21 protein-coding genes are annotated in these 21794 nt (G+C 50.5%); 13 read left to right on the plus strand and 8 right to left on the minus strand.

Going from position 1 to position 21794, the window contains the following annotated elements; translation table 11 throughout:
• The first annotated feature begins 162 nt into the window (after window positions 1–162).
• Both ACQ5ES_RS10375 and ACQ5ES_RS10380 read left to right on the plus strand, forming a co-directional pair.
• Entirely contained in the window at window positions 163–2136 is a 1974-nt protein-coding gene (locus ACQ5ES_RS10375; RefSeq protein ID WP_445016552.1) for an ice-binding family protein, read from the plus strand.
• A gap of 35 nt (window positions 2137–2171) precedes the next feature.
• Entirely contained in the window at window positions 2172–3611 is a 1440-nt protein-coding gene (locus ACQ5ES_RS10380) for an OmpA family protein (RefSeq protein WP_445016554.1), read from the plus strand.
• Between the two features lie 50 nt (window positions 3612–3661).
• On the opposite strand, the gene ACQ5ES_RS10385 is transcribed toward ACQ5ES_RS10380, so the two are convergent.
• Complete coding sequence (locus tag ACQ5ES_RS10385; RefSeq protein ID WP_445016881.1) at window positions 3662–4330, minus strand: Crp/Fnr family transcriptional regulator; 669 nt, start codon at window positions 4328–4330, stop codon at window positions 3662–3664.
• Window positions 4331–4680: 350 nt separating this feature from the next.
• Here ACQ5ES_RS10385 and ACQ5ES_RS10390 point away from each other — a divergent pair, with 350 nt between their 5' ends.
• Both ACQ5ES_RS10390 and ACQ5ES_RS10395 read left to right on the plus strand, forming a co-directional pair.
• Window positions 4681–5223, plus strand: a complete 543-nt coding sequence (locus ACQ5ES_RS10390; protein ID WP_445016556.1) for a cytochrome b — start codon at window positions 4681–4683, stop codon at window positions 5221–5223.
• Between the two features lie 18 nt (window positions 5224–5241).
• Window positions 5242–5820 carry a YceI family protein gene (locus ACQ5ES_RS10395; protein ID WP_445016558.1) on the plus strand — a complete coding sequence of 193 codons (579 nt, stop codon included), beginning with the start codon at window positions 5242–5244 and terminating at the stop codon, window positions 5818–5820.
• Between the two features lie 28 nt (window positions 5821–5848).
• On the opposite strand, the gene ACQ5ES_RS10400 is transcribed toward ACQ5ES_RS10395, so the two are convergent.
• The 5 genes from ACQ5ES_RS10400 to cyaY are packed head-to-tail and all read right to left on the minus strand — an operon-like array spanning window position 5849 to window position 10180.
• A complete protein-coding gene (locus ACQ5ES_RS10400) occupies window positions 5849–7003 on the minus strand; it encodes a heme biosynthesis HemY N-terminal domain-containing protein (protein WP_445016560.1) in 1155 nt (384 codons plus the stop codon).
• Window positions 7000–8136 carry a uroporphyrinogen-III C-methyltransferase gene (locus ACQ5ES_RS10405; RefSeq protein WP_445016562.1) on the minus strand — a complete coding sequence of 379 codons (1137 nt, stop codon included), beginning with the start codon at window positions 8134–8136 and terminating at the stop codon, window positions 7000–7002. The genes ACQ5ES_RS10400 and ACQ5ES_RS10405 overlap by 4 nt, the downstream gene beginning before the upstream one ends.
• 3 nt (window positions 8137–8139) lie before the next feature.
• Window positions 8140–8919, minus strand: a complete 780-nt coding sequence (locus ACQ5ES_RS10410; RefSeq protein WP_445016564.1) for a uroporphyrinogen-III synthase — start codon at window positions 8917–8919, stop codon at window positions 8140–8142.
• A complete protein-coding gene (hemC, locus tag ACQ5ES_RS10415) occupies window positions 8916–9857 on the minus strand; it encodes a hydroxymethylbilane synthase (protein ID WP_445016566.1) in 942 nt (313 codons plus the stop codon). Before hemC ends, ACQ5ES_RS10410 begins: the two co-directional genes overlap by 4 nt.
• Window positions 9858–9859: 2 nt before the next feature.
• Window positions 9860–10180, minus strand: a complete 321-nt coding sequence (gene cyaY / locus ACQ5ES_RS10420) for an iron donor protein CyaY (RefSeq protein ID WP_445016568.1) — start codon at window positions 10178–10180, stop codon at window positions 9860–9862.
• Window positions 10181–10284: 104 nt separating this feature from the next.
• Here cyaY and lptM point away from each other — a divergent pair, with 104 nt between their 5' ends.
• The 7 genes from lptM to uvrD all read left to right on the plus strand — a co-directional run bounded on the left by lptM (window position 10285) and on the right by uvrD (window position 17127).
• Entirely contained in the window at window positions 10285–10422 is a 138-nt protein-coding gene (gene lptM / locus ACQ5ES_RS10425) for an LPS translocon maturation chaperone LptM (protein WP_445016570.1), read from the plus strand.
• A gap of 5 nt (window positions 10423–10427) precedes the next feature.
• A complete protein-coding gene (gene lysA, locus ACQ5ES_RS10430) occupies window positions 10428–11681 on the plus strand; it encodes a diaminopimelate decarboxylase (RefSeq protein WP_445016572.1) in 1254 nt (417 codons plus the stop codon).
• A gap of 11 nt (window positions 11682–11692) precedes the next feature.
• Complete coding sequence (gene dapF, locus ACQ5ES_RS10435) at window positions 11693–12499, plus strand: diaminopimelate epimerase (protein ID WP_445016883.1); 807 nt, start codon at window positions 11693–11695, stop codon at window positions 12497–12499.
• The gene (locus tag ACQ5ES_RS10440; protein WP_445016574.1) at window positions 12496–13194 is read left to right on the plus strand and encodes a DUF484 family protein; all 699 of its coding nucleotides are present in this window, start codon (window positions 12496–12498) and stop codon (window positions 13192–13194) included. The genes dapF and ACQ5ES_RS10440 overlap by 4 nt, the downstream gene beginning before the upstream one ends.
• Window positions 13181–14080: a tyrosine recombinase XerC gene (locus ACQ5ES_RS10445; protein ID WP_445016576.1), complete on the plus strand. Its 900-nt coding sequence runs from the start codon at window positions 13181–13183 to the stop codon at window positions 14078–14080. Before ACQ5ES_RS10440 ends, ACQ5ES_RS10445 begins: the two co-directional genes overlap by 14 nt.
• 17 nt (window positions 14081–14097) lie before the next feature.
• Entirely contained in the window at window positions 14098–14814 is a 717-nt protein-coding gene (locus ACQ5ES_RS10450) for an HAD-IA family hydrolase (protein WP_445016578.1), read from the plus strand.
• Between the two features lie 111 nt (window positions 14815–14925).
• Complete coding sequence (gene uvrD, locus ACQ5ES_RS10455) at window positions 14926–17127, plus strand: DNA helicase II (RefSeq protein ID WP_445016580.1); 2202 nt, start codon at window positions 14926–14928, stop codon at window positions 17125–17127.
• Here the strand turns inward: uvrD and rarD are convergent.
• A complete protein-coding gene (gene rarD, locus ACQ5ES_RS10460) occupies window positions 17103–18002 on the minus strand; it encodes an EamA family transporter RarD (RefSeq protein WP_445016582.1) in 900 nt (299 codons plus the stop codon). The genes uvrD and rarD overlap by 25 nt on opposite strands.
• Window positions 18003–18175: 173 nt before the next feature.
• On the opposite strand from rarD, the gene recQ reads away from it, so the two are divergent.
• Window positions 18176–19993, plus strand: a complete 1818-nt coding sequence (recQ, locus tag ACQ5ES_RS10465) for a DNA helicase RecQ (RefSeq protein ID WP_445016584.1) — start codon at window positions 18176–18178, stop codon at window positions 19991–19993.
• Here recQ and ACQ5ES_RS10470 read toward each other — a convergent pair.
• Window positions 19990–20613, minus strand: coding sequence for a LysE family translocator (locus ACQ5ES_RS10470; protein ID WP_445016586.1), 624 nt, complete (start codon window positions 20611–20613; stop codon window positions 19990–19992). The two genes, recQ and ACQ5ES_RS10470, sit on opposite strands and share 4 nt — an antisense overlap.
• A gap of 77 nt (window positions 20614–20690) precedes the next feature.
• On the opposite strand from ACQ5ES_RS10470, the gene ACQ5ES_RS10475 reads away from it, so the two are divergent.
• A complete protein-coding gene (locus ACQ5ES_RS10475) occupies window positions 20691–21779 on the plus strand; it encodes a transporter substrate-binding domain-containing protein (RefSeq protein WP_445016588.1) in 1089 nt (362 codons plus the stop codon).
• Window positions 21780–21794 lie beyond the last annotated feature (15 nt).

The following is a 21794-nucleotide window of genomic DNA, read 5'->3' on the forward strand; positions in this document are numbered from 1 at the left end:
TAAGCCAACAGCCAACATCGCCTTTGCTCTTTCTTCTTCCGACATTAAGCGCGTTAGCGCACAGACACCTCTCGAAAAAAAGCAAATACTGACTGACTGACCGATTTTTACAGCAATTATGGTCGGATGTGTCCGTATACCCATACCGAGAGGAATTTACTAATGTGTTCTAAATTTTCAAACTTATACGGTGCCAACAAATGGCTGCTGCTCGCCTTTGTCGGTACGTTCTTAGTTGCGTGCGGCGATAGTGGTCGTGATCCAATACTCGGTACAGAAGGAAATACGGCTTTATCACCCAAAGTGATTGAGGTGTCTCCGACTCATGAGTCAATTAACGTTAGCGTATCTGATCCTGTGATCACTGCGGAGTTTAACGAAGCCGTTACACCATTAACTGCGACGGATTTTACTCTTACCTGCGCCGATCCATGTGTTAACCCAATAGGTACGGTTAGCATGAATGAAGCTAATACCGTAGCAACATTCACATTAACTCCTCCAGAAACTCTTGACGACTTAACACTCTATACCGCAACCATTCACACTGCGACCAGTGTGGCTACCGGCCTTGCAATTGACAGCCCATATGTTTGGGAATTCACGACTGGGGTGACGGCTGACAGAACGCGCCCACGCGTCATTCGTACTGAGCCGTTAACGACAAGTCCAGGTCCTACCGACAATGTGCCGCTAAATACGTCGATTGTTGCAGTGTTTAGCGAAGATATGCGGGCATCAACTATCAGCGAAACCACTTTCACACTTACCTGTGAAATTCCATGTACACCCCCTGTCGGCCAGGTTTCTTATTCATCTGGCGCACGCAGTGCGGTATTTACACCGGAACAAAATCTGGAAGTCGACGTAACCTACACGGCGACGGTCGACCTTACCGTCACTGACTTGACTGGCAATCAACTGGCCGGTAATCAAGCACCCGTGACTGAAGCGAGTGACTATGTCTGGAGCTTTACAACCGTGGCAGCAGCGCCTGCCGGTAATATTTCTGTGTCGTCTACCGACCCAATGAATATGGGAATGCTCGAGGTCTGTCCGAACTCCAGTATCAACGCAAGTTTCGATATCCCATCAGGTACACGCCTTAATCCGACGACCGTAAATGACATGACATTTCTCGTCGTTGAAGACGCTGAGCCGACGAATACAGTAGCAGCAGATTCAGTTACGCTCGATGCCGATACCGGCAGCATAATAACCTTTATGCCGGAAAATCAGCTTGCTGAAGACGTAACTTACCGTGCAACCATTGTCAGTGGCTCGGACGGCGTCAAAGACTTGACTGTACCTGGCAATGAATTGCTCGAAGATTACGTTTGGACCTTCACCACCGTTCCAGCCGCGGGTAGCTGCTTAGAGCCTGTTAACCTTCAGTCCGCGTCACCTTTTGGTTCTTTTGGCGGCACTGCAGGTGTCACCAACGAAGGTCTACTTACCGTCATTAATGGTGATATTGGTACCACAGGGGCTTCGACCTTAGTAACAGGTTTTGTTTCTGAACCAGGTTGTGAGTACACCATAACCCCACTAAATATAGGCCAGGTGAACGGTAAAATATTCACCGCACCACCACCGCCAACAGTTGCTTGTCCGCAGGATGGCACGGCAGTGACCGAAGCTATTGCAATTCAAGCACGACTTGATGCGGAAGAGGCATATATCGAGCTTACCCCTGCAAATATGCCGGGCGGCCAGAATCCAGGCAATGAAAATCTCGGTGGCCTGACACTAGCTCCAGGTATTTATACTGCGCAAAGCGGTGCGTTCCTTATCCAGGGCGGCGACTTAACGTTGGACGGCCAAGGCAATCAGAATGCTGTTTGGGTATTCCAAATGGCCACCACCTTGACCGTTGGTGGGCCAGGCGCAGACTTCCCGCAAAGCGTGATTCTGAGCAACGGTGCGCAAGCGAAGAATATTTTCTGGCAAGTAGGTAGCGCAGCGACCATTAATGCTGCCGGCGGTGGCACCATGAAAGGCACCATCATCGCGCAGGAGGGTGTCAGTATCTCTACTGCAGGAAACGTAGATATCGTCACCTTAGACGGTCGAGCGCTGTCTCTGGGGGCATCAGTTACGGTAGTTAATACGGTCATCAATGTACCGGCAGAGTAACCGACAACACCTACAAGGTTTCAGTGGAGAACAAAATGAAAACGAACAAAATTACACAAGCAATGACGGTACTGTTTCTGGCGGGTGTGGCACTACCAGCAGTGGCAAATGATCAGGATGGTTGGTATGTGGGCGCTGGAGGCGGCGCTGCTCTTGCCACTATCGACGAGCAAGAAATTAGAACCGATCTGATGAATTCTGGTTATCAGGTGACCGAGTTCCGCGAGGATGACGGCGATTTCGGTTATAAGCTGTTTGGTGGCTACCAGTTTAATGAAAACTTCGCCCTGGAAGGAGGTTACTTCGATTTGGGTGACTTTTCTTACCAAGCGACCACCAACCCTGCCGGAATGAAATCAGGCCAACTGGACTTTAGCGGCTGGAATATTGATGCGATGGGGTTCATGCCTTTTACTCAGCGTTCATCGTTATTTGCTCTTATCGGCGTGCACCGCAGCAAAGCGACAGTTGATTTTTCCGGTACGGGAGCGGTAAATGTACTGACCCCACACTACAGTAAAACGGCGACAGATTATAAGTTCGGCGTGGGTTACCAGTATCAGATGTCGCAACGCTTTAGCTTTCGGTTAGCAGCAGAACGTTATCGTATGGATGATGCCGTAGGAAATAACGGCGATCTTGATTTTTATTCACTTAATTTGGTCTACCGCTTTGGTGGCTCAAGCCATTCGCCGGGACCTGTCGTGCAAGAGCGTCGACCCGTTGCTCCGGCACCAGCGGTCGCGACGGCGGAACAATACTGCAGTAGCTTAGAAATTGAATTTGAAATCGCTAATGACGATATCCAGCGCGTGAATAGCGAACACATGCGAGTTCTTGCTACGTTCTTAGACAAGTACCCAGAAACCAACGCGGTGATCGAAGGACATACGGATAACGTTGGTAGCGAAGCCGATAATCTGCAGTTATCGCAACAACGGGCGCAGGCCGCAGTTGATTATCTGGTGCGTGAACATGACGTTGATCGTGATCGTCTGACAGTTGTTGGTTATGGTGAAACGCAACCTGTGGCAGACAACAGTACTACTGCTGGTAAGCAAGCCAACCGTCGTATTCATGCGATAATTGGTTGTGCAACTGATATCGAGGGTCTTGAACCTCTTCCTGCACGGATAAGTCTGGCGATGGAGCTAGAGTTCGATACCAATGATGCAACGATTGCTACTAAGTACCATCAAGAGCTCGATTCGATAGGTAAATATTTGCAGATGAACCCTGAGCTTACCGCAACCCTGGAAGGACACACGGATAATTCCAGCCCAGATATCGCACAACAGATCTCGCGGGCTCGTGCACAAAGTGTGGCGGATTACCTGGTGCAAAACTTTAATATCGACCGTTCACGACTGAATGTTCAAGGTTATGGTTCGACCCGCCGTGATACCTACAACACCACAGCGGCAGAACGTCAGGATAACCGTCGGGTAAATATTATTATTGGTTATCCGAAGTAAGGATTCGCTCCCCTATTGTGTGTCTAGCTTAACGTGCTAGGCACACTTTTTTATTTAGCGTCGTAATTTTCTGGAAGGTAATGTAGTAACCGCTCACATTCTTTTTTCACCACTTGATAGCATTCGCAACTTAATGCCTCAAGTTTGGATCTATTTAGTACAGTTACAACACCTCGGTGATACTCAATAACTCCCAGTTTTTGCAATTTCCCTGCAGCTACAGAAACCCCTTCGCGTCGAACCCCAAGCATGTCGGCGATAAGCTCCTGGGTCATGGTTAAAACATTGGAGGGGATGCGATCTAAAGAAAGTAGTATCCAGCGGCATAATTGTTGCTCGATGGTGTGATGGCGGTTGCACACAGCGGTCTGGGCCATCTGCGTCATCAGGGATTGAGTATAACGCAGCAGCAGGTCATGAAGTTGCTCATGCCGTTTGAATTCCTCTCGCACCAGGCGCGCCGAAAGTCGGTAGGCAGAACCTGAACTTTGCACAATGGCGCGATTCGGTGTGCTACCGCCGCCCATAAATAGAGGGATACCCAGTAATCCTTCGTTGCCAACGACAGAGATTTCTGCGGAGTCACCGTTGACCATGACGTAAACCAAAGAAATAATCGAGTTTGTGGGAAAGTAGACATGTTGCAACTCATCGCCAGACTCATACAAAGACTTGCCGAGGGGTAAAGTAACAAGTTGAAGGTGCGGCTTTAGCCGCATTCTTACGTCGTCGGGGAGCGCATGCAATAAGTAGTTTTGTTTCAGCGACGGCGCGGGATGTAGACCACTAGGTAACTGTTTGATCGTATCCAAATCAGAGTCTGTCCTTATTTTGTCTGGAAGCAATTAAACAGCATAGCTGATCTGTAAAAATATGTATTGGAAGCAGGCGGTTTTATCCTGCTGAATAACCGTTTTCTACTGTCGAGCATCCCGTAACCCATAACTACCATACAGTGACGCTTTTGCTTTATATGTTCTATTTATTAGAACGAAAACACCTAAATATCGCACTATTCATTTCATTTGATTCATCTAAACTAAGCCCATCTACGTATCAGGAAGGGCTTATGCTGAAGAATTCAAAGCACAGTTACGGTTGGCTCGCGGTTGCTATTCATTGGCTGTCTGCCATCGCGATTATTGGATTGTTTGCATTGGGCTATTGGATGTTAACCCTGAGCTATTATGACCCTTGGTATCGTTTAGGGCCTTGGTGGCACAAGTCGATAGGCTTGATCTTGCTACTGATTACGCTCGTGCGGTTGGTGTGGCGTTGGGTTAGCGTGCGGCCTGAATTGATAGGAAGTCGTTACGAGAACTATTCGGCACAGATGGGACACGCGCTGCTGTACGCTTTATTAGTGGTGACCATGATCAGTGGCTATTTGATTTCGACAGCGGATGGTAGCGGTATATCGGTGTTTGATTGGTTTGAAGTGCCTGCGCTGATCACCACGATTCCGGAGCAAGAAGAGATTGCCGGCGACGTACATTGGTATACGGCATTGAGCTTAGTTATTTTAGCCAGCGTTCATGCGTTGGCGGCATTACGACATCATTTTTGGGATAAAGATGCGACTTTAAAACGTATGCTTAAACCACAAAAGTAAAACCTTAAGGAGATTAAGATGAAAAAATTATTACTCGCAGCTGCTGTAAGTGCAGCGCTAACTGGTGGTATAAGCCAAGCACAAGCCGCTGACTATGTGATTGATATCGAGGGACAACATGCCTTTGTACAATTCAAGATCAGCCATTTGGGTTACAGCTGGTTGTTAGGTGAATTCACCGATTTCGAAGGTACGTTTAGCTACGACGAAGAAAATCCAAGCGCCGCGACGGTCAATGTGACGATTGATACCGCGAGTATTGATAGTAATCATGCGGAGCGCGACAAACACTTGCGTGGCGATGATTTTTTAGGGGTAGATGACTATCCGGAAGCACAATTTATTTCCACTAGCTACACTGAAAGCGGTGATGGTAAAGGCGTACTCGCAGGTGAACTCACCTTACATGGTGTCACCAAGCCGATTGAAATTGCGGTAAATGAAGTTGGCGCAGGTCCCGATCCATGGGGTGGTTTCCGCCGCGGTTTTGAAGGCAAAGTTACCCTGACGCTGGCTGACTTTGGGATTGATTACGACCTCGGTCCTGCCGCAAAAACCGTTGATATGTACTTATCGATTGAAGGTGTTCGCCAGTAAAACTCTTGCGCAACAGTTGACGCTGCGGTTAATCCCGCAGCGCTTTTTCGTATGCTTCCAAGGCGGCTTGTGAGTTCCCTTGCGCCGCATAAACATGGGCTAGATCAAGCCATACCCGGCGTGACGGTACTAACTCAGCTGAGCGTCGCAACGCTCGCTCTGCTAACGACCACTCTTTGGTCATTAATGCGATTTGCCCCATGGCTTGCAGTAACAAGCCGTTTTCAGACTGCTTTTTCAACTGATCCTGCAAGTAATTCCGTAATTCTGGTCCAGCGACTAAGAGTTGCTTCTCTAATAAATGCGCAAGCTTCAAATCACCACGCTTCAAACCTCGAGCCGCAATTTTATCAGCCACATCTTGCTGTTGATAAATTTTAAGGACGGCCAAGTAGGCCCGGCGTATGGCCGCCTTGCGACGTGAATCACGAGACAGGTTGCGCCATTTGGTCGCCAGACTCGCTTGCCCTTCACGGCCAGCCGCCAGGAAGTGTTCGCGATAGGCTTTTTCAGTGAGCTCACTGATTTCTGTTTCGTTGAGTAGCTGCAAACGTGCAGCGTCGGCTAAGCAGGCGATGACGTCGTCCCAGCGATGTAAACTTTGGTACGCCGTCAATGCTAACCGTAACAACTGCGGGTGGCGCGGATAGTCACGGCGTAGTTGTTGAATTTCAGCGATACGGTTTGCGGCTTGCTCCGGCTCTTGCTGCAAAGTGAACAAGGTTTCCGCCAATGCAAGCTCGCTGGGTTGTGGCGCGTGTTGTAACCACTCGCGGGCCTGGCTGTAATCTTCGTTACGGGCCGCGGCGTAGCTGGCAAACAGGGCGACAGTACCGTCGTGGCGTAACTGCCAACTGCGGTTAAATGCACTGGAGGCCGCATGGGAGTCACCATTAACCAGCGCTCTAGCACCGTCAGTTAGTGCATTTCTTGCTTTGGTTGTCCGTCGTTCACCGAACCACTTTAGACCCCACGAGGTGCCACGGATGATCCGCATTATGAATCCTAACACCACGCGTAACACAATCACCGCCAGCACCAGGATAATGATCGCAGCGACTAAGCTGGTTTCCACGGTATAGTTGCCGACGGCAATTAACATGTAACCCGTATTACCGTCCCATAACGGACCGATAAAGAGACCAGCAATCAGCAGTAAGACGATTATCCAGGCGTATTTCATCGGTTCGCTCCCGCCGTAATTGAACGCGCTAATCGATTTAACACAGGTAGACTACGAAGTTGTGCAGGTAAGCTTGGTTGCAAGCGTTGTCCAGCTAACTCGTTAAGGGCAGCGTCGAGCGCCGTGAGTTCAAGATCGCTCTGCGTTTGGATTTCGGTCACTAAACGCCGCGCTTCGGTCAAGCTCGCCTGATAAAGCTCATCGGATTGACTCAGCGCGGCCTGTTGCGCCAATTGCAGCTGCAACAGCACCCGTTGTTTGGTCAGTTCGACAAAGGCCATAGAAAGTTGCGGTTCAAGGGGTTGCTCGCGATGTTGCACCCGAACAAGTTGATTAAACAAGGTTTGGGCACTGGCTTGCAAGCGACTATACCAAGGTGCGTCGGCTGGCACTTCCGCGTTGGTTAAGGTGCGGCTTGGTGCTGCAAGTAACCACTGCTGCTCGGTAAGCTGGGTGCGTAAACTGCTAAGTGCCATGGCCACCTCAATATGAGTATCAGTGGTCACGGAACGCAGTGCGACTTTGTCATCATTGATGGCTTGGCGCGCCACCTGATAAGCAGAATTATTTAGCGCTGCTAAATGGGAGTCGGCCAAATCAAGCAGTTGCAGCGCTAACTCCGGCTGCTGATCAAGGTAAAGTTTATTGCTCGCTTGTTCGGCGAGGTGACGAGCTTCAAGCAAACGCCAAGCGGTCGCCTGGGATACGTCTAATGCCGCAAATTCGGCCTGTACCGACTGTACACTTCGTTGCAAATCGCTCAGTGCCTGCGCTTGATCGCTGACATTGCGGCGAAGATTTTGGGCGACGTCGTCAACCTGTTTTGCGACCTGTTGCGGCAGGCGTTGTTGCTGTTGCTGAATTTGTTGTAGCTCGGCGCGAACGCGTTCTATTTGCTGTTGTTGTTCAGTGGCTTGCTGTTGCAACTGCTGATTAGTGGCCAAAAGCTCCTGATAAACATAGCGATAGCCTACCCAGCCGGCGACTCCAATAAGCGCTAGCAGAATAAGTACCAGCAACCAAGCCAGCGGGCTCTTGCTGGACTTACTTTCGGTCGTCTCGTCTGCGCTAGCTTCAACCTCTGCCGCTTCCGGTTGTTCGGTCTCCGTTTTCTGCTTCACTTCGTTCGACATGGTTTAAACTTCCTTCGTTAGTTGTATCGCCCGCTGCCAGGCTTCTACCATAGCAAAACTTGCGGCACTATCGGCAACTGCGACGCGTTTACTTATCGCGACGGGTAATAATTGCTGGAGTCGTGCGCTGGCCACTACCCAGGTACAATGGGTCAACCACGCTTTCGCTTCGTGCGGCACCGCGGCCAGAAATGCGCCCAGCTGTTCGGCACTACTGACCATAATGGTATCGACTTTATCACGCCAGTCGGCCAAAATTGCTGCGTTTTGTGGTTGCGGTTGGCGCTGATACACCTCGAGGTAGGTAACCTCTGCACCGCGGGCGCGCAAGGTATCAGCGAACAGTTCACGACCATTGTGACCGCGCACTAACAGCCATTGTTGACCATCGACCTGTTGCAGTTCTGGCAAGGCGAGTAAGGCATCGCTGTTATGTTCGCGCCATGGGCAAGTGACTGGGCGCTTCACCACATCAGAAATTGCGCGCGCGCTCACGGGGCCTACGGCGTACCAGCGACACCGGGGCATCGCTGCTTGAGGGGCCCAGTCGCGCGCCTGCTGAGCAAAGTAATGCGCAGCGTTGACACTGACCATCATGGCACCATCCCATGCTTTATCAAGGATCTCCGCCAAACTATGGCTAGGGTCGTCATAAGCACTGATCTTCAACATACTGGCACTTTCCACCGTGGCAGGCACCTTAATTTGTGCCGCACGCTGGTTGAGCAAATGCTTAAGTTCTGCTGCTTGCTCGGCTGGTCGAAGGATCAGAATAGTGCTCATGAGTGCAGTTCATTTTCCGCATAAACATCTTTGAGAATTTCTCCAGCACCGCGGCTAAGCAGGTATTCGGCTAACTCGGTACCAAGCGCTTCGGCATGATCGCGATGCCCTTTTATATCGCCCTCTATAATTTCACTACCATCGGGGCGACCGACCAAACCACGGAGATGCAATTGGTCACCGTTGAGCTCGGCATAGGCGCCGATGGGCACCTGACAGCCCCCTTGTAAACGGCGATTCATGGCGCGCTCAGCGAGTACGCAACTACGAGTGTTGGGGCAGGTTAGCGGTGCTAGCAACGCTTTGGTCGCCGTATCATCAGTGCGACATTCAATTCCCAAAACACCTTGGCCATTGGCGGGCAGACAAGTTTCTGCGGGCAGTCGTTGGCGAATTCGCTCGCCCAAATTCAACCGGATTAAACCTGATGCGGCTAAAATAATGGCATCAAACTGGCCATCGTCGAGTTTCCCCAAACGAGTTTGCACGTTGCCGCGCAGGTCGCGGATCTGCAGATGTGGGTAATGCGCCAAAATTTGACACTTGCGACGTAAGCTACAGGTGCCGACGATCGCACCTTCCGGTAACTCGTCGAGGGTATGATAATTATTGGAGACAAAGGCGTCACGTGGGTCTTCACGCTCACAAATACCGAATAGTTCGAGTCCAGGTGGAAACTCCACCGGTAAATCTTTCATCGAATGAACGGCGAGGTCAGCTCGCTCCTCCAGCATAGCGACTTCAAGTTCTTTCACGAACAAGCCTTTACCGCCAATTTTTGCTAATGGTGTATCTAAAATAATGTCGCCTCTGGTACTCATTGGCACCAGTTCTACCGTGACCTGGTTGTGCAAGGCTTCAAGTCGCGCTTTAATATGCTCAGCCTGCCATAAAGCCAAAAGACTTTTGCGTGTTGCGATGCGTAATGTCGTCGCCATGCTTACTCCGCTTTTAGCGTGATAGGTTGTTCAGCTTGCTTACTTCCAGCTTCAGACAATAAGCTCCATAGCTCAGCACCGGTGCGGTTGTCGATCCATTTACCGTCATGGTACTCAAAGTGATGACCATTAAACTTGGTAGCCACCCAAAGTTGCTGTAATGGCGGTTGCTTATTAATGACCATCTTGGTGTCGTTTGGGAAGGTCATTTCCAGAATGTCGCCACCAGATTCGCAATCAATGTCGATGCCAGTCTTTTCGAAAGCTTCTTCAATTGCCAAAATCGTTGCTTCGGCTAACTCATGATAGTCGTGTTCTTGCATGTCAACTCCTGATAATGACATTTGCGCGCTGCAATGCGATGATAAGCGCACGGTTAATTTGCAATTCACAAGGGTACAGTTTACCGATGTTTAAGCTGAAAGTAATGCGTCCAATCATTGTAGCAGCAACCTTGGCCTTGGTCGCCTGTGGTCAGAAAGGACCATTGGAAATGCCACCACCTGCTGAGAAGAACCAACCATCGATAAATGTGGCCCCTGAGCCAGTACAGGAAACTAAATAAGCATTATGAGCTTCACCTATAAAGGAAACCAACTTTTCGCTGAAGAATGTGCCGTTGCGGACCTCGCCAAGTCCCATGGAACGCCATTATTTGTCTATTCCAAGGCGGCCGTCGAGGCGAACTGGCAGCAGTTTGCCGAGCACTGGCCAGCACCGCACAAACTTTGTTATGCCGTAAAGGCCAATTCCAATCTGGCAGTACTCAACCTACTCGCCCGGCTTGGCGCAGGTTTTGACATTGTGTCTGGGGGAGAGTTAGCACGGGTACTGGCAGCTGGCGGAAAAGCACAAGATGTGGTTTTTTCCGGGGTTGCTAAAAGCCACGATGAAATCGCCTACGCACTCGATCAAAGTATCGGCTGCTTTAATGTTGAGTCAGCTGCAGAGCTTGAGCGTATACAACAGATTGCCAGTGCGAAAGGCGTTGTGGCACCGATTTCAATACGGGTAAATCCAGATGTCGACGCGCAAACTCATCCGTACATTGCCACTGGCTTAAAAGCCAATAAATTCGGTATTGCGATGACCGAAGCACTGGACGTATTTCGCCGCGGAGCGAGCTTGGCAAATCTCGACATGCGAGGCGTAGATTGTCATATTGGCTCGCAAATTCTCTCGCCAAAACCTTTTCTTGATGCCGCGGAGCGGATGTTCGACTTGATCAAAAACCTGCGTCAGGAAGGCATTGAAATTACTCATTTAGATATGGGCGGTGGCTTTGGTATTCCATACCAGCAAGAAGATAAATTGGAAGTGAGTGGTTACTTGCAAACGTTGCAAGAGAAAGCGGAAAAGCTGGGTAACCTAAAGCTAATGCTAGAGCCAGGTCGCGCCATTGTTGGCAATGCCGGCATCATGGTGACCAAAGTCGAATACTATAAACCTGGCAGCGAAAAGAACTTCTTGTTAGTCGATGCGGGGATGAATGACTTGCTGCGGCCTTCGTTATACAACGCTTACCACGCGATTGTACCGGTCGAGCGCCATGCAGGCGTCGACGAGCAATTGGTCGATGTCGTTGGACCAGTTTGTGAAACCGGCGATTTCTTCGGTCATGCCCGTCATTTGGCGGCCCAAGAAGGCGATATGTTGGCGGTAATGAACGCCGGCGCCTATGGTTTTACTATGGCCTCGAATTACAATACTCGGCCACGTGCCGCAGAAGTGATGGTTCATGGCGATACCGCGACCCTGGTGCGCGAGCGCGAACCTTTAGCTAGTTTATGGCAGGGTGAACACTTGCTCGGAGACGATGCGTGAACTTCAGTAAGATGCACGGCTTAGGTAACGACTTTATGGTGATCGATAACGTTACCCAAACCATTTTTGTGAATCCAGAACAAATCCGTCAATGGGCGGATCGGCATCGTGGTATTGGCTTCGATCAGCTTTTGCTGGTTGAGCCGCCCTATGATCCAGATCTCGACTTTCATTACCGTATTTTTAATGCTGACGGCACCGAAGTCGCGCAATGTGGTAATGGCGCACGCTGTTTTGCCTTATTTGTAAAACAGCGCGGGCTTAGTAATAAAAACCATCTACGGGTTAGCACCAAAGCTGGCAATATGGTCTTGCATCATGAGCGTGATGGGCGTATCACAGTAGAAATGGGTGAGCCTCGATTCGCACCCAGTGCAGTACCTTTTAAAGCAAATAAAGAAGAATTGACCTATGTTTTAAGGGTGCAGGAAGAAACAGTACTGTGCGGCGTTATGGGGCTGGGCAATCCGCACTGTGTGGCTGAAGTGGATGATGTCGAGCATGCTCCGGTGGCAAGCTTAGGACAAGTATTGGCGACCCATGAACGCTTTCCTGAAGGGGTTAACGCAGGTTTTATGCAGATCATCGATCGTAATCATATTAAGCTACGTGTTTACGAGCGTGGTGCAGCTGAAACCCAGGCATGCGGTAGTGGAGCATGCGCCGCCGCAGTTATTGGTATGCGTTTAGGTAAATTGAATGACACCGTGTTGGTTGACCTCCCGGGCGGACAGTTAACCATTCGCTGGCAACCAGGGCAGACCGTTCGCATGACCGGGCCCGCTGAACATGTTTACGATGGACACATGAAACTATGAGCAACGAAGCAAAAAAACAAGCTCAACAGACGGTTGTTGATGACACATTGATTGCCGCTTACCTCGAAGAAAATCCAGATTTTTTTGATCGCCATCCGCAGTTATTGCAACAGCTTAGTGTGCGCCATCAAGCGCAAGGCGCGGTGTCTTTAGTCGAGCGGCAGCAACAGGTTTTGCGGCAACGGGTGCAGCATCTGGAAGAAGAAATTACCGAGTTAATGGTTACCGCCCGCCGCAACGAAGAGCTATTTCGCTATTTTAGCGAGCTGTATGTGAAGCTGCTTCAGAGCGATAGCCTTGCCGAGGTGATGGACAGCTTGCAGCAAACCTTCTCGGAGCAGTTGCAGATGCCCGCGCTCACCTTGAAGTTCTTCGACAGCCCGCTGGAGCTTGAAACACAATTTACTTTTGCTGCAGATACCCATAAGCAATTACTGAGTAAACGCTTCCGCGAGGATTCAATTTATTTGGGGCGTCTCACCACTGACGAACAAAAACTCCTGTTCCCCGGCGAATCAATAGCGTCGGTTGTACTGCTATTGCTAGGCGAAAAGGGTGAGCTAGGCATGCTAGCTATTGGCAACCATGATGCCGGACACTTCGAGCCGGCTATGGACACCTTACTGGTTAAGCAGTTACAGGTATTGCTCAGTCAGATCCTGCCACCGCTGTTACAGCACCATGAAGCTCGTTGAGGTTAGACAGAAGTTTCTCAATCACCTGGCGGGCGAGCGCGGCCTCGCCGAGCATACACTTGCCAATTACGGGCGGGTACTGAAGCACGATATGGTGTTTTTTGATGAGCAAGGGCTTGATGAGATTACGGCAATAGGCGTCGCACAATTTGAACGTTTGTTCATGAATTGGCGCCGCCAAGGTTTAGGTGATGCCTCTTTAGCTTTGCGCTTGGCGGCGTGGCGCACCTGTTTCGATTATTGCATGCGCCAAGGCTGGCGCCACGATAATCCAGCGAAGCAAACGAAAGCACCAAAAACTGCGAAACGCCTGCCTAAAAACCTCGATGTCGACAGTATCAGTCAACTACTTAAATTACCCGAAGACGACGAGTTAGCGATCCGCGATGCGGCGATTATGGAGTTGCTGTACGGTAGTGGTTTACGGTTAGCTGAGTTGGTGGCCCTTGATATCGACGGCATCAACCCGCGCCATCAAGAATTGCGCGTGCTTGGTAAAGGCGGCAAAACACGCATCGTGCCCTATGGCCGCTGTGCCGCTGAAGCATTAAAAAAATGGCTACCGGTACGGAATAAATGGCTACACGGTAATCTAAACGAAGTCGCCCTGTTTATCAGTCAACGCCAACGCCGCATAAGTCCCCGTACGGTGCAACAGCGACTGAATCATTGGGGTCGGCAACAGGGTCTGAACGGTAGCTTGCACCCGCATAAGCTAAGACATTCTTTTGCCTCTCATATGTTAGAATCAAGCGGTGATTTACGTGCGGTGCAGGAATTACTTGGTCACGCTAATTTAAGTACCACTCAGGTGTATACACACCTTGATTTCCAGCACCTTTCCAAAGTTTATGACGCTGCGCATCCGCGCGCTCGCAAGAAGTAACTTAGAACAAGGACGCTATGCAGTTTTTTCGTCGTCTCCAACCGATTCAAGCCATCAGTTTTGACCTGGATGACACCTTGTACGATAACGTACCGGTGATGCAGCGGGCTGAAGCTCAAAGTTACCAAACTCTCTGTGAGTTATTTCCTGAGGCCGCACAGTGGACGCGGCAACAATGGGCCACACGGCGTTGGCAGCTGATGCAAACCGAGCCACAACTTGCTAGTGACATGACAGCATTGCGTTTGGCAACTTTGGCGCGCGGTTTGGGCGAATTAGGCGTGGCAGCGAGAGCTGCGAAACAAGGCGCTGAAGATGTGTTTGAGACCTTTCTTCACTATCGAAATCAAGTTCAGGTTCCGGTGGATACGCACGAATTGCTGCGGGTACTGGGCGAGCGCTATCCGCTAGTCGCACTGAGTAACGGTAATGTTGATACTGCGGCGATAGGTATACGTGAGTACTTTGCCGTCGTAGTGCAACCCAGTACAGGCGTACGAGGCAAACCCCATCCGGATATGTTTGCGCATGCCAATCAACAATTCCCCAAGTTCCCGGCACCCGCATGGCTACACGTTGGTGACAGCCCGTACGCAGATATTCTTGGCGCCCACCGTATGGGCTGGCAGAGTGCCTGGTTTCGTAGTGGACTTTATGCGGCTGACGAGCTGCAGGTATTGCCTACGCTTGCCTTCGATTATTTGCCCCAGCTACAGCAGTTGTTGGGCAGGTAACCACTAGTTTTTCGCACAGGAAGCACACACTAAGCGTACACCAAGTAACTGGTTGCATATACAGTGGTCCACCTTTAAACTGACCACAGCTTTCAACGAATGGATTTTGCTATGACCTCGCATCCCTTGCTCGAGCAACTGAATGACAAGCAACGTGCTGCCGTTGGCGCACCAGAAAAGCACATGTTGGTGCTCGCCGGCGCCGGTAGTGGCAAAACGCGGGTGCTGGTGCATCGCATCGCCTGGCTAATGCAAGAGCTGCACTTATCACCCTATAGCATCATGGCGGTGACCTTTACGAACAAGGCGGCGGCAGAAATGCGTGGGCGAGTTGAAGATCTCGTTGGCAGCTCGACCCGGGCGATGTGGATTGGTACCTTCCACGGACTGGCGCATCGTTTACTGCGCGCCCACTATATGGATGTCGGTCTACCACAGAATTTTCAGATTTTAGATAGTGATGATCAGCAACGGATGCTGAAACGCATTATGCGCAGTCTCAACCTTGATGAGAAACGCTGGTCACCGAAACAAGCGCAGTGGTTTATTAACGCGAAAAAAGATGAGGGGTTGCGACCCCATCATCTCGATGGCTACGACTTTAATGAACGTACCTATAAAGAAATTTATGACGCGTATCAGGTGGCGTGTGACCGTGCCGGCTTAGTCGATTTTGCTGAACTATTATTGCGTGCCCACGAGTTGCTGCGCGACAATCGCATCGTGCGTGAGCATTATCAGCGTCGCTTCCGTCACCTGCTGGTGGATGAGTTTCAAGACACCAATTCCATCCAATACGCCTGGATCAAATTACTTTCCGGGGTCGGCAACGAAAAAGACCAGCAAAACTTTGTCACCATTGTTGGTGATGATGATCAGTCCATTTACGGTTGGCGCGGGGCGAAAATTGAAAATATTCATCAGTTTACTCGCGATTTTCCAAACGTCGAAACCATACGTTTGGAGCAGAACTACCGCTCGACCAATACCATCTTGAGTGCTGCCAATAGCGTTATTGCGAATAACAGCGACCGGCTTGGCAAAGAGCTGTGGACCGACGGTGGCAATGGTGAGCCGATAGATTTGTACGCTGCTTATAACGAAATTGACGAAGCACGCTATATTTCCAGTCAAGTTGAAGCCTGGCATGAGCAAGGCAATGCGTTGCAAGATGTAGCATTACTCTACCGTAGTAACGCCCAGTCGCGGGTGCTTGAAGAAGCGTTATTACATGCGCGTATCCCCTATCGGATTTATGGTGGTTTGCGCTTCTTTGATCGCCAGGAAGTTAAAGATGCATTGGCCTATCTGCGATTGCTGGCGAATCGTGATGACGACGCAGCACTAGAGCGAGTCATTAATACTCCGACCCGCGGCATCGGAGCCCGCACCCTTGATATTGTTCGCGAAGGTGCGCGGCAACGTGGCACGTCGCTATGGCTGGCGGCCAAGCAGTTGGCAACCGAAAAGGTGCTGACTGGGCGTGCCGCCAACGCGGTATTAGCCTTCGTCGATCTGATTCAAGAACTGGAAGATGAAACCGGCGATTACAGTCTTGGCCGGCAAGTGGACAGCGTGATAAAAAGCAGTGGCCTGATGGCCATGTACCAGGCGGAAAAAGGCGAAAAAGCCGAAACTCGCGTTGAAAACTTAAAAGAACTGGTAAACGCTTGCGATAATTTTGATCAGTTCGATATGGGCGGCGAAGAAGATCTATCACCGTTGAACGGCTTTCTCGCGCACGCCGCGCTTGAGTCGGGTGAAGAGCAAGCTGATGAACATCAGGACGCAGTGCAATTAATGACGCTACACAGCGCCAAAGGCCTGGAATTTCCTCTGGTGTTTATGTGCGGCGTTGAGGAAGGCTTATTCCCCTCCCAGCAATCGCTGGATGAAGCCGGACGCCTCGCTGAAGAGCGCCGCTTATGCTACGTCGGCATGACTCGGGCAATGCAGAAATTAGTGATTAGCTACGCTGAGAACCGGCGCGTGTATGGTCAGGAGAAACTCCATAGCGCCAGCCGCTTTATCGCTGAAATCCCAGCTGAGAATTTGCATCATGTACGTATGCAAAGTCGCCGTAGCTTTACTACAGATTCCCCCAGTTACGGTCGTTTCCACACTGGCGCCAGTCACGAAGCCTTTGCAGAAACAGGTTTCCAACTTGGTCAGCGCGTACGCCATGTGAAATTTGGTGACGGTACTGTACTGAACTATGAAGGTTCTGGTCCACAAAGCCGTATTCAGGTTAATTTCGACGACCTTGGGAGCAAATGGTTAGTGGTTGCCTATGCGCGCTTAGAACGTTGTTGATGCACTAAGGTATCGATACTGTAGAGCGTCAATGCCAGCCAAATAATGGCAAAAGTCACTAGTTTATCTGTGGCGAGAGGCTCGCCGTACACCCACACTGCCAAAATAAACATTAAGCTTGGCCCAATGTATTGGAAAAAACCTAACGTAGCGTAGCGAATACGCTGCGCGGCGGCAGTAAAACACAATAATGGCGCTGTAGTGACGATACCCGCTGCCATTAATAGCAAGTTCAGCTGCCAGGTGTTCTGGGTCATGTCACTGGCGGCCGAATCAGCAAAAAAGAACAGATAAATCAGCATGAACGGCAACAAAATAGTGGTTTCGAGCCACAACCCTGTCATCGAATCGACCGGCAAACGCTTACGAATGGCACCATAAGTCGCAAAGCTGCACGCTAGAGCCAGCGCTACCCATGGCACTGAGCCAAAGGAAATCACCTGAATCAACACCCCGGTGACTGCCAGCGCAATCGCGATAAGCTGGAAACGGCGCATGCGTTCGGCAAAAAACAACATACCTATGGCGACATTCAGCAGTGGGTTGATGTAATAACCGAGACTGGCATCAAGAATATGATTATTGTTGATGGCCCAGATAAATAAAAACCAATTTCCGCCCAGCAAAAACGTCGCCACGGTTAAACGCAGCATCTGTTTACGGTTTTTCACCACCGGTTTAATGCGGTGCAGGCGCCGTAAACCAACAATCAGCACTAAAACCAAGACAAACGACCAGACAATACGGTGGCCAAGAATTTCTAGTGCTGGAACCTGTTGCAGCCACTTAAAGTAGATCGGTGCAACGCCCCACATGGTGTAGGCAGCAATGGCATAAATGACGCCGTGGCGACTGCGGGTTGCATCATCGGTCATAGGTTTAGCTCTCGGTGCTTTGGTCTAAGTTCTGGTTTCAGTACGGGTATTGTACGAAAACTATGCAATTACCACGCGGATTCGTCGCAAATGCTCGTTTGCCGGTGGTGATGCGCGCTTGGGATGCATACAATAGAGCCTAATCCCTATGAGCGTCAATCGGAGCTGTCAAAATGACTGCGCAATCGCTGTCAAAAGTCCTTGCCGAAGTTTTTGGTTATGCTGCTTTCCGGCAGGGCCAAGAGCAAGTGATCGAGGCGGTACAACAGAATCGTGACGCTTTGGTGCTTATGCCGACCGGCGGGGGCAAATCATTGTGTTATCAGCTACCAGCAATTATGGGAGCAGGGGTCACACTGGTGATCTCACCATTAATTTCCCTGATGCAGGATCAGGTTGAGAGCTTGCAAGCCATGGGCGTTGCAGCTGGGGCGTTGCATAATGGGCTGGATCAGGAAGCGCAGCAGGCGTTGTTGCTGCGTGCAGCAAGTGGTGATTTGCGCTTGCTGTATGTTAGTCCTGAACGTGCCATGCAGGGGTATTTTATTCGCCAGCTCCAGCAGTGGCAGGTGACGCTGATCGCCATCGATGAAGCGCATTGTATCTCGCAATGGGGGCATGATTTCCGACCCGAGTACGGGCAACTTGGGCAATTGCGAGAAGCTTTGCCACAATTGCCGTTTATGGCACTCACCGCAACCGCTGATGCGGCCACCGAAGCTGATATTGTGCAGCGGTTACACCTGCAACAACCGGTTATCTACAAAAGCTCGTTCGATCGACCCAACATACGCTACATCGTGGAAGACAAATTTAAACCACAAAAGCAATTGCGCGACTATGTCGCAAAGCAAAAAGGCGCGTCAGGGATTGTCTATTGTGGTAGTCGCAAGCGGGTAGATGAGCTGGCCGAACGCCTACGCCAAGATGGCATTCGCGCGGCCGGCTACCACGCAGGCATGGCGCACGATGAGCGCAACTATGTGTTGCGAGGTTTTGTGCGCGATGATATCGACGTCGTGGTGGCGACGGTGGCCTTTGGTATGGGCATCAACAAGCCCAACGTACGTTTTGTCGTCCACTTTGATGTGCCGCGTAGTATCGAAGCGTATTACCAGGAAACTGGCCGCGCCGGCCGTGATGGACTGCCCGCTGAGGCGGTGCTGCTTTACGACCCAAGTGACGCCGGCTGGATTCGCAGTATGATCAATGACCATCCAGACGAGCAACGTCGGCAGGTAGAACTGCACAAATTTACTGCGATGCAGGCATTGGGCGAGGCGCAAACCTGCCGCCGCCTGGTGTTGCTTAATTACTTTAACGAGTTCCGCGAAAAAGCTTGTGGTAACTGTGATATCTGTCTTGATCCCCCGCAGCAATACGATGGCACGGTCGATGCGCAGAAAGTACTCAGTTGCGTTTATCGGGTGGGTCAGCGCTTCGGTGCCAGTCATGTCATTGATGTGTTGCGTGGCAGTCAATCGCAGCGTTTAACAGCGCTTGGTCACGAGCAATTATCGACGTTTGGGCTCGGCGCCGATAAGAGTCAGGCTCACTGGCTGGGGGTAATTCGCCAACTGATCCACCGTGGCTTGGTGCTCCAGAATATTCAGCACTACGGTACCTTGCAACTGACAGCTGCCGCACGCCCAGTGTTACGTGGCGACGTCGCGTTATCCCTAGCGGAGCCGCGAATGAATCTTGCGGTAAGCAAGCCTAAAGTCACCGACCGTGGTGATTACGATAAGCTGCTGTTTCGTCGTTTACGCGCGTTGCGCAAACGTATTGCCGATGCAGAAGAAAAACCACCGTTTGTAGTGTTTAACGATAGTACTTTGGTGGAAATGGCGGTGCATTACCCGACGGACGAAGCCAGCATGCTAACGATTTCCGGGGTTGGGCAAACCAAGCTAGAACGCTATGGCGCCGTGTTTATCGACGCCATTACCGCTTACCTTGATGCTGAAGACGAGACTTTACTACAGAGCTAGCCATTCGGCATAAAGTAGAATGTCCATAGTGCTTGCAAGACTGGAATGATTGATGCCACCAGAATAAGGCCCATGGTGACATTAAATATCCGTTGGAAGATCGAATTGGCCAGGAACTTGCGCAGCAACGATCCGAACAGCAACCAGGTACCGACACATGGAAACGCCATCAGCAAAAATGCCAAGGTGATAGCAAGCACCTCAGTGACCGGGTTACCATTTACCGTGGTGTAGGCCGCAACCGCACCTGATGCCATCATCCAGGCTTTCGCATTCACCCATTGGAAGAGCGCCGCTTGCCAAAAGTTGAAGGGCTTCTTTTCACCTTTTTTGATTGCTTTTGGTTCGGCGCTGGCAATATGCCAGGCCAACCACAGCAAATAAATCACCCCAATGACCTTGATCAGCTGGTGCAAGTTAGGAAAACGTTCGAAAATCACGCTAAAACCAAATCCCACCAGCAAAACCATCAATGGAAAGCCCAGGCATATTCCAAGAAAGTGAGGAATGCTGGCGCGTATTCCATAATTGACGCCCGAGGACATAATCATCACGTTGTTGGGGCCCGGCGTAATTGTGGTGGAAAATGCGAAAAACAGTACTGCAATGAAAATTTCCATAGCCATCCATTTTGGTGTCAGGTCTGTATACTTAGTCTAGTGTGCCTTGAGCAAGTAGATAAAAACAAGGAATTCCAATGAAAACTCAGTTGAAGATGTTGCTCGCCATAGTGGTTTTACTATGGCCAGTGCTGACCTTGGCACAAACACCTGTGTCCGCAGCAACGTCAGAAGTAATGCAAGTCGGGGTTCGGGTGAGCCCGCCATTCGTGATGAAAGATGCAAATGGCTACTACCATGGTTTGACTATAGAGTTGTGGGAACACATTGCTGACGTCAATAATTATGAATTTAATTATCAGGAAGCGGGTTTGGAGCAGTTGTTCGAGGGTGTGGTCGCGGGCGATTATGCTGTCGGGTTAGGCGCTATTTCGGTCACCGCGGATCGTGAGCGACGGATTGACTTCACGTTGCCGTTCTATAATGCAGGTCTTGCTATTGCTGTCCCTGCGGCTGCTGAGCCCGGCTGGTGGACCCTTACCAAGCGGTTTTTCAGTTTAGACTTTTTGACGGTGGTGTTGGTGTTAATCGTTATTCTGCTGGTCGCCGGTGGCTTGGTTTGGTTAGCGGAGCGGCGTCATAATCCTGACGAATTTAAGAGCAGTAAATTACAGGGGATTGGTGCTGGGTTTTGGTGGGCTGCGGTCACTATGACGACCGTCGGTTACGGTGATAAGTCACCGCGCACCAACGCCGGACGTTTGGTTGCGTTGATTTGGATGTTTACCAGTGTGGTCATTATTTCTAGTTTTACCGCTTCAATCACTTCAGCGCTAACCGTGAATCGGTTGTCGGCGCTAGTACAGGGTAAAGATGATTTAGCCAATGTGCGTGTGGCCAGCGTACCTGCTTCCTATAGCGCTTCTTGGTTGGAGCGCGAAAACTTAGGCTATCAACAGTACCCTGATTTAGCGACCGCTTTACGGAGTATACAAACGGGTAAGGCCGATGCCGTGGTTTACGATGCGCCACTGCTGAAATATCAACTACGTAAAGATTTCGCCGGATTAACTGTGCTTAAAGATGTATTTGCGCCGCAGGATTACGCTTTAGTCTTACCACCACAAGCTGCTGAACGAGAGGCAATTAACCGCGCCTTACTGCGCTACATTCGCAGTGCTGAATGGCGCCAGTCAGTGAACCGCTATTTGGGCGATGAGCTATAACCGAAGAGTTATATC

Source organism: Pseudidiomarina xizangensis, from assembly GCF_052541995.1.

What these genes read in the sequence shown, in the direction of transcription:
- ACQ5ES_RS10380 (WP_445016554.1), top strand. Translation starts at nt 2,172, where the DNA reads ATGAAAACGAACAAAATTACACAAGCAATGACGGTACTGTTTCTGGCG.
- ACQ5ES_RS10400 (WP_445016560.1), bottom strand. Translation starts at nt 7,003, where the DNA reads ATGAAATACGCCTGGATAATCGTCTTACTGCTGATTGCTGGTCTCTTT.
- lysA (WP_445016572.1), top strand. Translation starts at nt 10,428, where the DNA reads ATGAGCTTCACCTATAAAGGAAACCAACTTTTCGCTGAAGAATGTGCC.
- ACQ5ES_RS10445 (WP_445016576.1), top strand. Translation starts at nt 13,181, where the DNA reads ATGAAGCTCGTTGAGGTTAGACAGAAGTTTCTCAATCACCTGGCGGGC.
- lptM (WP_445016570.1), top strand. Translation starts at nt 10,285, where the DNA reads ATGCGTCCAATCATTGTAGCAGCAACCTTGGCCTTGGTCGCCTGTGGT.
- ACQ5ES_RS10410 (WP_445016564.1), bottom strand. Translation starts at nt 8,919, where the DNA reads ATGAGCACTATTCTGATCCTTCGACCAGCCGAGCAAGCAGCAGAACTT.
- ACQ5ES_RS10405 (WP_445016562.1), bottom strand. Translation starts at nt 8,136, where the DNA reads ATGTCGAACGAAGTGAAGCAGAAAACGGAGACCGAACAACCGGAAGCG.
- recQ (WP_445016584.1), top strand. Translation starts at nt 18,176, where the DNA reads ATGACTGCGCAATCGCTGTCAAAAGTCCTTGCCGAAGTTTTTGGTTAT.
- hemC (WP_445016566.1), bottom strand. Translation starts at nt 9,857, where the DNA reads ATGGCGACGACATTACGCATCGCAACACGCAAAAGTCTTTTGGCTTTA.
- ACQ5ES_RS10390 (WP_445016556.1), top strand. Translation starts at nt 4,681, where the DNA reads ATGCTGAAGAATTCAAAGCACAGTTACGGTTGGCTCGCGGTTGCTATT.
- dapF (WP_445016883.1), top strand. Translation starts at nt 11,693, where the DNA reads ATGCACGGCTTAGGTAACGACTTTATGGTGATCGATAACGTTACCCAA.
- ACQ5ES_RS10475 (WP_445016588.1), top strand. Translation starts at nt 20,691, where the DNA reads ATGAAAACTCAGTTGAAGATGTTGCTCGCCATAGTGGTTTTACTATGG.
- ACQ5ES_RS10450 (WP_445016578.1), top strand. Translation starts at nt 14,098, where the DNA reads ATGCAGTTTTTTCGTCGTCTCCAACCGATTCAAGCCATCAGTTTTGAC.
- rarD (WP_445016582.1), bottom strand. Translation starts at nt 18,002, where the DNA reads ATGACCGATGATGCAACCCGCAGTCGCCACGGCGTCATTTATGCCATT.
- ACQ5ES_RS10375 (WP_445016552.1), top strand. Translation starts at nt 163, where the DNA reads ATGTGTTCTAAATTTTCAAACTTATACGGTGCCAACAAATGGCTGCTG.
- ACQ5ES_RS10385 (WP_445016881.1), bottom strand. Translation starts at nt 4,330, where the DNA reads ATGCGGCTAAAGCCGCACCTTCAACTTGTTACTTTACCCCTCGGCAAG.
- ACQ5ES_RS10440 (WP_445016574.1), top strand. Translation starts at nt 12,496, where the DNA reads ATGAGCAACGAAGCAAAAAAACAAGCTCAACAGACGGTTGTTGATGAC.
- uvrD (WP_445016580.1), top strand. Translation starts at nt 14,926, where the DNA reads ATGACCTCGCATCCCTTGCTCGAGCAACTGAATGACAAGCAACGTGCT.
- ACQ5ES_RS10395 (WP_445016558.1), top strand. Translation starts at nt 5,242, where the DNA reads ATGAAAAAATTATTACTCGCAGCTGCTGTAAGTGCAGCGCTAACTGGT.
- cyaY (WP_445016568.1), bottom strand. Translation starts at nt 10,180, where the DNA reads ATGCAAGAACACGACTATCATGAGTTAGCCGAAGCAACGATTTTGGCA.
- ACQ5ES_RS10470 (WP_445016586.1), bottom strand. Translation starts at nt 20,613, where the DNA reads ATGGAAATTTTCATTGCAGTACTGTTTTTCGCATTTTCCACCACAATT.